General features: G+C 43.8%; 8 protein-coding genes. 6 read left to right on the forward strand and 2 right to left on the reverse strand.

What is annotated here, in order from left to right; all coding sequences use genetic code 11:
* Positions 1-288: 288 nt before the first annotated feature.
* From A2W93_11785 to A2W93_11795, 3 genes are read left to right on the forward strand one after another with little or no spacing between them, the layout of a single operon-like run.
* Complete coding sequence (locus A2W93_11785; protein OFY52407.1) at positions 289-735, forward strand: molybdenum cofactor biosynthesis protein C; 447 nt, start codon at positions 289-291, stop codon at positions 733-735.
* A 23-nt stretch (positions 736-758) separates the two neighbouring features.
* Positions 759-1,901, forward strand: a complete 1,143-nt coding sequence (locus A2W93_11790; protein ID OFY52408.1) for a hypothetical protein — start codon at positions 759-761, stop codon at positions 1,899-1,901.
* Positions 1,888-2,820 carry a hypothetical protein gene (locus A2W93_11795; GenBank protein OFY52409.1) on the forward strand — a complete coding sequence of 311 codons (933 nt, stop codon included), beginning with the start codon at positions 1,888-1,890 and terminating at the stop codon, positions 2,818-2,820. The genes A2W93_11790 and A2W93_11795 overlap by 14 nt, the downstream gene beginning before the upstream one ends.
* Here A2W93_11795 and A2W93_11800 read toward each other — a convergent pair.
* Complete coding sequence (locus tag A2W93_11800) at positions 2,817-3,419, reverse strand: thiamine biosynthesis protein ThiF (protein ID OFY52414.1); 603 nt, start codon at positions 3,417-3,419, stop codon at positions 2,817-2,819. The two genes, A2W93_11795 and A2W93_11800, sit on opposite strands and share 4 nt — an antisense overlap.
* Positions 3,420-3,562: 143 nt before the next feature.
* Between A2W93_11800 and A2W93_11805 the strand changes: the two genes are divergently transcribed.
* On the forward strand, positions 3,563-5,722 hold the full coding sequence (locus A2W93_11805; GenBank protein OFY52410.1) for an aldehyde:ferredoxin oxidoreductase: 2,160 nt from the start codon (positions 3,563-3,565) through the stop codon (positions 5,720-5,722).
* 693 nt (positions 5,723-6,415) lie between these two features.
* Here the strand turns inward: A2W93_11805 and A2W93_11810 are convergent.
* The gene (locus A2W93_11810; GenBank protein ID OFY52411.1) at positions 6,416-6,643 is read right to left on the reverse strand and encodes a hypothetical protein; all 228 of its coding nucleotides are present in this window, start codon (positions 6,641-6,643) and stop codon (positions 6,416-6,418) included.
* Between the two features lie 223 nt (positions 6,644-6,866).
* Here A2W93_11810 and A2W93_11815 point away from each other — a divergent pair, with 223 nt between their 5' ends.
* Both A2W93_11815 and A2W93_11820 read left to right on the forward strand, forming a co-directional pair.
* Positions 6,867-7,190 carry a PadR family transcriptional regulator gene (locus tag A2W93_11815; GenBank protein OFY52412.1) on the forward strand — a complete coding sequence of 108 codons (324 nt, stop codon included), beginning with the start codon at positions 6,867-6,869 and terminating at the stop codon, positions 7,188-7,190.
* An 8-nt stretch (positions 7,191-7,198) separates the two neighbouring features.
* On the forward strand, positions 7,199-8,740 hold the full coding sequence (locus A2W93_11820; protein ID OFY52413.1) for a hypothetical protein: 1,542 nt from the start codon (positions 7,199-7,201) through the stop codon (positions 8,738-8,740).
* Positions 8,741-8,868: the final 128 nt, after the last annotated feature.

Raw genomic sequence — 8,868 nt, forward strand, 5'->3', positions numbered from 1 at the left:
TATCGATGGTTATTTAGTAATGAATCGTTCGTTTGGCGGGGTGCTGCCGGTTCAATGAACGAAGGCTTTAGTGTCCGTTGTGTCAAGGATTGATAGTCGCCTAATTGTATAAAGCTAAAATTTAATAGTTCTGTGTTTCAGAGCGCGAGCCAGGATCTCACCGTAAGCATTCTCAGTACTTGTAGAATATGCTTTCCCTGATTATTTTCATCGAGTATGAAAAGCGTGAGATGCACCAATCACCTTTTTAATTTTCGTAAATTTGTACCGTAACTGATTTCATCACTCATGAAAAAACTCTCTCATACCGATACCAAAGGCAAAGCCCGCATGGTGGATGTTGGCGAAAAGCCCATCCAGAGCCGTACTGCTGTTGCTTCCGGAAAAATCATTCTGCAGCCCGAAACCATTAAGCTGATTAAGGAAAACGGAATGAAGAAAGGCGAAGTGCTCAGCATTGCTGAATTTGCCGGTATCATGGGTGCAAAAAAAACTTCTGAATTGATTCCGTTGTGTCATCCGCTGTTGCTGACTGATGTTCAGGTTTCAGCAATGCTGATAAAAAATGGTGTTGAGATTTCATCAACCGTCAAATGTCAGGGACAGACCGGCGTAGAAATGGAAGCATTGACAGCTGTAAGCGTTGGACTGCTCACCGTTTATGACATGTGCAAAGCCGTTGATAAATCAATGATCATCGAAGAAGTGCATCTGGTGAGTAAAACAAAAGTCTGATAAATTTCAAAAATTCCCGGACTATGAAAATCATCAAAAGAATTCTGCTTGGACTACTGCTAATTATGGTAGTGGCTAATCTAGTAATTCTGGTGACCGGGAATTCGTACTTGTATAAAACACTCATTTATCAGCAAGTCGGCATAGATGATTTTGAAATATTTCATAACCGAACTATTGAAGCCGGCACTCCGACCGGGATTCTAAATGGCACTTATAAAATCGAGCTGCCTGATTCATTCAGAAAGTTCATGATTGAAACAGAAGTAACGGCTCTGCTGGTATTGCAAAATGACTCCATCGTTTATGAAGAATATTGGGACGGCTATGGTCCCGACACGGTTTCCGGATCTTTTTCAGTAGCGAAAACCATTGTCAGCATCATGATTGGAATTGCCATAGATGAAGGCAAAATCAAAAGTGTGGATCAGAAAGTTTGTGATTTTTTACCGGAATTTTCTGATGGCATGAATGCAAAACTGACCATCAAACATCTGCTCACCATGTCTGCCGGCTTTAATTGGAACGAGTCCTATGCCAGTTTGTTCTCACCAACAACCAAAGCATATTACGGAAATGATTTGCGTGACATGGTTGAAAATCTTGACGTGGTGGTGGAGCCCGGAACATTTCACGAGTACCAAAGCATCAGTCAGGTAGTGCTGGCCATTATTCTTGAAAAAGTCACCGGAAAATCATTGAGCGAATACACATCAGAGAAGCTCTGGAAGCCGCTTGGCGCAACTCACGATGCATTGTGGAGTCTCGACCATGAAGATGGACTTGAGAAAGCATATTGCTGTTTCAATTCGAATGCCCGCGATTTTTCCCGCATTGGTAGTTTATTTCTGCATAAAGGTGAACTGAACGGAAAGCGCATCGTTTCGGAAGAGTATGTAAAGAGCTCGGTGCAACCGTGCATGATTCCTGACGAAACTGGCAATCCATGCGATTATTACGGCTATTCATGGTGGGTTTCAAAAGTGGATGGCCATGTTTTTTTCTATGCCCGCGGAATTCTTGGGCAATACGTTATTGTTGTTCCTGATTTTAATCTGGTGATTGTTCGCCTGGGCCGCATCCGGCCTGATTATGGCGACACGCAGGCTGCAGATTATATCGTTTCAAATATTTTAAAAACACTGAAATCGAATGAAAAAAATTGAAATAAAATCCGTCAATATTTCGGAGAAAAAAGGCACCGTAAAAGTTCCTGTGGATAGTATTGAATTGTGCGAAACCGGCGTCAGAGGCGACGCTCATGCAGGTGCTTGGCATCGGATGGTGAGTTTGCTGGCGATCGAAAGTGTTGAGAAATTCGAACACAAAGCAAAACGGAAAATTGCCTTTGGCGAATTTGCTGAAAACATTACCACGCAAGGATTGTTGTTGTATGAAACTCATCCGCTCGATCGGTTCGAAGGTAATGGCATTGAGCTCGAAGTCACACAGATCGGCAAGGAATGCCATGGTGACAGCTGTGCTATTTTTCGCGAAGTAGGGAATTGCGTGATGCCGAAAGAAGGCATTTTTGTGCGCGTCCTCAAAGGCGGAAAACTCAAAGCCGGCGACACATTGGAATACAAACCAAGAGCGCATAAAATTCATGTCATTACGTTGAGCGACCGCGCTTTTGCAGGCGAATACGAGGATTTGAGCGGTCCGGCGATTGAAAATAATCTGAAAAAATTCTTCGATGCCGAAAAACGCGTGTGTGAAATTCAACGTACCGTAATAGCTGATGATTCCGAAGCACTCGAAACAATAATTGTTCACAGCGTGAACGCCGGATTTGATGCCATTTTCACAACAGGTGGCACCGGCGTTGGACCTCGTGACATCACGCCTGAAACAATCTGGCCGATGCTAGATAAAGACATTCCGGGTATTATGGAAAATATCCGCTGGAAATCGGCTCAGAAAAACATGAACGCATTGTTGAGCCGCAGCATTGCCGGCGTGATCGGAAACACGCAGATATACACGCTTCCGGGCAGCGTCAAGGCCTGCAATGAATATGTCGAAGAAATTTTAAAGACCTACATTCATCTGCTGCTTATGTTAAGCAAGGTTGATGCGCACTAGCAGTCGTGCGAAGTTTCCAACTTCGCACACAAAATAAGCAGCACCTCATTCGCCTGCAAAGCCGCAGCAATAGTCACTTTTGGAGCCATCGGCGGATTTTCTTCGGAAACACTTTCTTTAAAATCGCCTACCACAATCAGATTGCCATTGCGTACAACCCGCATCTGGTCGGCATTTTCGAGGCCTCCAAGACCGGATGCGCACACCAGCGGTTTTTCCGGAAATCGGTCCAGCACGGTCTCAATCAGCATCTGTTTGTATTCGGCCAGATCAAAAGCTTCGACAATCACATCGCATGAGGCAAATAATTGCTCAATTTTTTCGCGGTCAAGTCTGATCACATGCGATTCAATCTGAGCATGCGGATCAATCATCAGCAGATTTTTTTTCAGCGTATCCGCTTTTGGTTTTTCAATCTGATCATAGAAAAAAAACTGACGATTGAGATTGGATTCCTGAATAACATCGAAATCGGCAATTACAAGTTTTGTGACACCGCTGCGAACCAGCATAGCCGCGCAGTTTGACCCAAGTCCGCCGCAGCCGGCAATGCCAACAGTGTACTTTGATACTTTATTTCGAATTTCTTCAAATGTCATTGCAATGTCATTTGATGCAAAGTTATTAATTATCATTGATGTTTATCAACTCAATATGCAAAACAATGCATAACAAAATTAAGAAATAGTGCCCGTTTTGAATGGTTTTTTTGCTATTTTTGCCAAACTAAAAAACAAGAAATATGGCCATCAATATTGAAGACCTAAAAACAAACCGCAAAGTAATTGCATCGTTTGATTATCCGATAACTCCGGCTAATCGCGGATACACTGACAAAACTTTATACGTTAATGTTGGTACCGGCGAAATCAAAAGCAAGGATGTTCCTGCACAGGTGAAAGAAAAATTCATCGGTGGTAAAGGCTACGGCCTTCGTCTGCTCTGGGACGCCGTTACCCCAAACACGAAATGGAATGATCCGGAAAATGAAATTATCATTGCCGGTGGACCTATTTGCGGCATTACTCAGTATAGTGGAGCTGGGAAATCGCTTGTAGTGTCCCTTTCACCGCAGACTCATATACCAGTCGACAGCAACGTAGGTGGATTTTTTGGTCCTTTCCTCAAAATCGCCGGTTACGATGCTCTTGAAGTTCAGGGAAAAGCCGGAAAAGATGTTGTAGTTTATATCGACGCCGTTAACGGCCATGTCGAGATATTCGAAGATCCAGGCTTTGAGCACGATTCACACATGCTGGCCGAAGAGCTTACCGATCTTTTCGCCAATGACGATAAAGACAAAAAAAATATTGGAATCGTTTCAGCCGGCGACGCTGCTGATCATTCTCTGATTGGAATGCTGAACTTTACATTCTACGATAGTAAGCGTAAGAAAATTCGTCTGAAACAAGCTGGTCGTGGTGGTATTGGAACAGTTCTCCGTGACAAAAAAATCCGCGCCATCGTTGCTAAAGTTCCTGGAATCGGTGGAAACATCAACAATGTGGTTGATATGGATGCCATCATGGAACGTGGCCGTAAGTTCAACAAAGAAATGCGTGAACTCGATGACAGCCAGTGCGAAATGCGCAAAAAAGGCACTGCCCACCTTACACATATCATGAATGATTATGATCTGCTTCCGGTGCATAATTTTAAATTCGGTGTCCACTCCGAAATTGGCAAAATCCACGGCGACGTCTGGATGAGCTATTTCACACAGGGTGTTCCCGACGGCTGCTGGATCGGCTGCAACATGAGCTGCGCCAAAGGCGTTGATGATTTCGAACTGAAAACCGGCCCGTACAAAAGCCAGAAAGTTATTGTCGACGGTCCTGAATATGAAACAACTTCTTCGCTGGGTTCCATCATGGGCATTTTTGATCCCGAATGGACCATCGAAGCCAATTTCTATTGCGACACTTACGGAATTTGCACCATCTCATGGGGAACCATCATGGGCTTTGTAATGGAATGCTATGAACTTGGTATTCTGAACAAAGAACGCACCGGAGGTCTTGACCTGAATTTCGGAAGCAAAGACGACGCAATGGAGCTCCTGCATCAGGTTGCCCGCGGCGAAGGCTTCGGATTGACAGCCGGCAAAGGCGTCCGCGTGATGAAAGATATGTTCATTGCCAATGGCTGGGGCGATGCTCAGCTGATCGAAGATATCGGAATGGAAAATAAAGGCCTGGAATACAGTCAGTATATTTCAAAAGAATCGCTGGCGCAGCAGGGCGGTTATGCAATGACCAACAAAGGTCCGCAGCACGACGAAGCATGGCTGATTTTCATGGACATGGTAAACAATCAGATCCCGACATTCGAGAAGAAAGCCGAAGCTTTGTTCTATTTCCCGATGTTCCGCACCTGGTTTGGTCTGCAGGGTCTCTGCAAATTGCCATGGAACGATGTTGAACCAGCCGACAATGCTCAAACCGCTGAGCCAGGTAAGGTTCCGGAACACGTTGACAACTATGTGGCCATCTACAAAGCGGTAACAGGAAACGATTTCAGCAAGGAAGAACTTATTCGTCAAAGCGAGCGCGTTTATAATTTCCAGCGTGTTTTCAACATTCGCATGGGTAAAGGACTTCGCAAGAACGATGCTCAGCCGTATCGCGCCTGTGGCCCGGTTACTAAAGAAGAATACGAAAGCCGCGCAGAACGTTACGACAAGCAGATGAAAGATCTCATCGGCATTGATCCGGAAGGAAAAACAACCGAAGAAAAAATGGCCATTACCCGCAATTACCGCGAAGACCGCTATGAGCAACTGCTCGATGCCGTTTATTCACGTCGCGGCTGGTCGAAAAATGGCGTTCCAACGGTTGATCACATGAAAGAGCTTGGCATGGATCTGCCGGAAGTACTGGAAGTTATCAAACCACTGCAATAGCAAATTACATTTCTGACAATAAAAAAAGCCCTGAAGAAATTCGGGGCTTTACTTTTTTCTGTGTCTTCTGAACTTATCCAACTAACATGGCTCCAGCAATTGCGGCGGCCATGACGAGAATGTAAATGGTCCAGAGAGCGGCTTCTTTTACTGTGTTCATGGCTTTAGTATTTTTAAGATTTGACATTTCTTTCTTTTATTTCAGTAAAATTAGTCCTATTGGCAGCTGCAAACAATACACGCTCAGTTAAAGGCCGGATTGGGCAAGTTAACGTATGCAGTTTTCTATATTTATGCAGGTTACCTTTGCTTTCATACATAAAACACGGAGTTTTTCTCTAGGTTGCCTGTGTCAGACAATCGACGAATTGCGATTATTATAAAGATGGTTTTATGGCCATTCTTCAGGTGCGAACTTTATTATTTATTTTGTTCTACGAGTTTTTGTGTGGAAAACATAAAAGAAAGATCCCATTATTTATTAAAATGGTTTCTTTAGACAAACACTTCTATTACTAAATTCGCCTGACCTGTTGTGCAGGTCAAGCAATAATAGCGCGAGGATGTCTCAAAATAGCGGTTTCTACAAAAACAATATTCCATCGTCCTTAGGCGACGCAGGAGCGGAAGGATATGGAATCGTTGTTTTTGGGGCTGTTACGACGATTCCATATTCCGGCCGGAGTATCTTTTTTATAATTCAAAACCGGCCGGAACGATGGAATATCGTAACGATTTTGTATTTTTGAGACAGCCTCGGGTATAATATAACACAAATACGACCTCGTAGAGGTCCAATTTTGGAAAATCAATGCAATATTTCTTCACGAAAGCAGGTGTATTGGATCTGCCAGCTGGCGGATCTTGTTTTTGTGCACTTTTTTCATCCGCCAGCTGGCGGACGCTATTATTGTTTGGCATCCTCCGGACGTCAGAGACTTATCGGATCAAGCTTATAAGCTTCATTTTGGCACATTCAACGTCTACCACACAAGAACTTGTAGAACTGTTTATATAATGTATAAGCAAATTACTTCCAGTTTGAATAATTTTAAATATCAGTCAATCAGCAATATAAAAAATTTATAATTTATTTAGTACTATGTAATGCATAGAAGTGAAAAATATTTAGTACTTTTGTTTCATGAATGAAGAAAAAATCATAGCACAATTCCGAAAAGGGGTACTTGAGATGTGTGTTCTCAGGCTGTCGGACGGCGCGGCCAAGTACACCGGCGACCTATTGCAGGAATTAAAGTCGGCCCGTCTGCTGGTGGTGGAAGGAACCATCTATCCTTTGCTAAATCGTCTGAAAGACGATGGATATCTGGAATACTACTGGGAGGAGAGCTCAGGTGGTCCGCCCCGGAAGTATTATCGCTGCACCGACAAGGGCAGGGAGTATCTGACCATGCTGCGTCAGGGCTGGCACGAAATGGTGGAATCGGTAAATTCAATTATTAAATAAAGCGTAACATGAAAAAAAGTTTTTCAGTCAATATAGGCTACCGTTTGTTCAACATTGATGAAGATGCTTATGAGCGTCTTAGCCGGTATCTTGAAAATGTAAAGGTAAAACTCAATGCAGAAGGATCGGACGAAGTAATCAAGGACATCGAAATTCGCGTAGCCGAATTGCTAAGCACACGAATGACGCCTTCGCGGGAAGTAGTTGTGCTGGCCGACATTGAATTTGTCATCAGTGAATTGGGTGAACCCGAGCAGATCGAAGATTTCTCTGAAGGAAAAGACGAAAGCAAGAAACAGGAATCGCGCGAAGATCGCCGGCTTTTCCGTGATCCGGACGACCGTGTATTTGGTGGAGTTTGTTCAGGTCTTGCTTCTTTTTTCGATGTTGAAGCTTTGTGGGTTAGAATCGCTTTTGTAATTTTATTCTTGTTTGGCGGATCAGGATTATTAATATATCTGATTCTCTGGCTGGTGGTACCGGTTGCGTCAACCAGTGCCGAAAAGCTGCAAATGAAAGGTCGGAAGGTGAATGTGAACAACCTGAGTGATCGGGTTCGCGACGAGTTTGATCATGTGCGTAGTTCATTCACAAAAAAGAAAAAAGGAAACCCTCAGACGCAGGCGCACACTGCTAAAACAGGCGGAAGCATAATAGAAAGCGATGCATTTAAAACGCTTCTCTATATTTTTGGAGCTATCGGTGGATTTTTTCTGATTGCCTTCTCGCTTATATTTTTGGCCGGCTTCACGTTGTCATTCTTTGCCGACATCAGCTATATGGTTCACAGCAGCGATCTTGGAGTGTCTGCTTCGTTTTGCGATATGATTTTCTTTATGACCACCAATCGGTTGGTTGGCTGGATGAGTATTATTTCAATTCTTTTTGTTGTTGGAATTCCGTTAATTTCCATGCTGATTATCGGGCTTAAACTGATTTTCCGTTTTCGTTTTCCTGTGAAGTGGTATAACCGGATTGCTTCATCAATCTGGGGGATAGCTTTTGTTGCACTATCGGCCATTGTGATTTACCATGTGGTGTATTATTCCAATTCGGCCAGTGAAAGCAAAACAATTGTTGTCCCCAAAAGCGAGAAAGTTCTGGAAATATCTCTTTCGGGTAAGACTCCGGATATATTCAACTCCAACGGCAGTGCGCAGATTCCGTGGTATTTCAGCGAAAACAAGGGCGCAATGCAATTATTGCTGCAAACGGAACTTGAATTTGAACCTGAGCTCAACGACAGTGCTACCCGAATTGTGGCTCATCTGCGAAATTCCGGCGATTTGACAACACTCGCATACAATGATTGGGTGCCGCAAGTGCAGGATTCTTCAAAAATAATTATTCCAAAATGGCAGCCATCGGGCGAGGGGAGTTTCCATCTTGCGGAAGTTGAAATTTATATTCCGGTTGGTACCAGACTGTCTCTTACTCCCGAAGTGCGCCAGATGCTGAACATGCAAGGCGAACTGGACAATGTGCTGATGACCTACAGTGAGTTTGTAATGACTCCCGAAGGCCTGCGGCCTGCATTTAATAAACCCTAGTAGGGTTCAAAACCCTACGAGGGTTAAGCAGGGACCCGGCACGGATTGCAAATCATGAGTGTTCGAAACCTTTCAAAGAGCATGTATTATTGAGCATACATGGTTGCTTGCTTTTGGTTAACAGAGTT

Source organism: Bacteroidetes bacterium GWF2_43_63 (genome assembly GCA_001769275.1).
Classification (GTDB): Bacteria; Bacteroidota; Bacteroidia; order Bacteroidales; family DTU049; genus GWF2-43-63.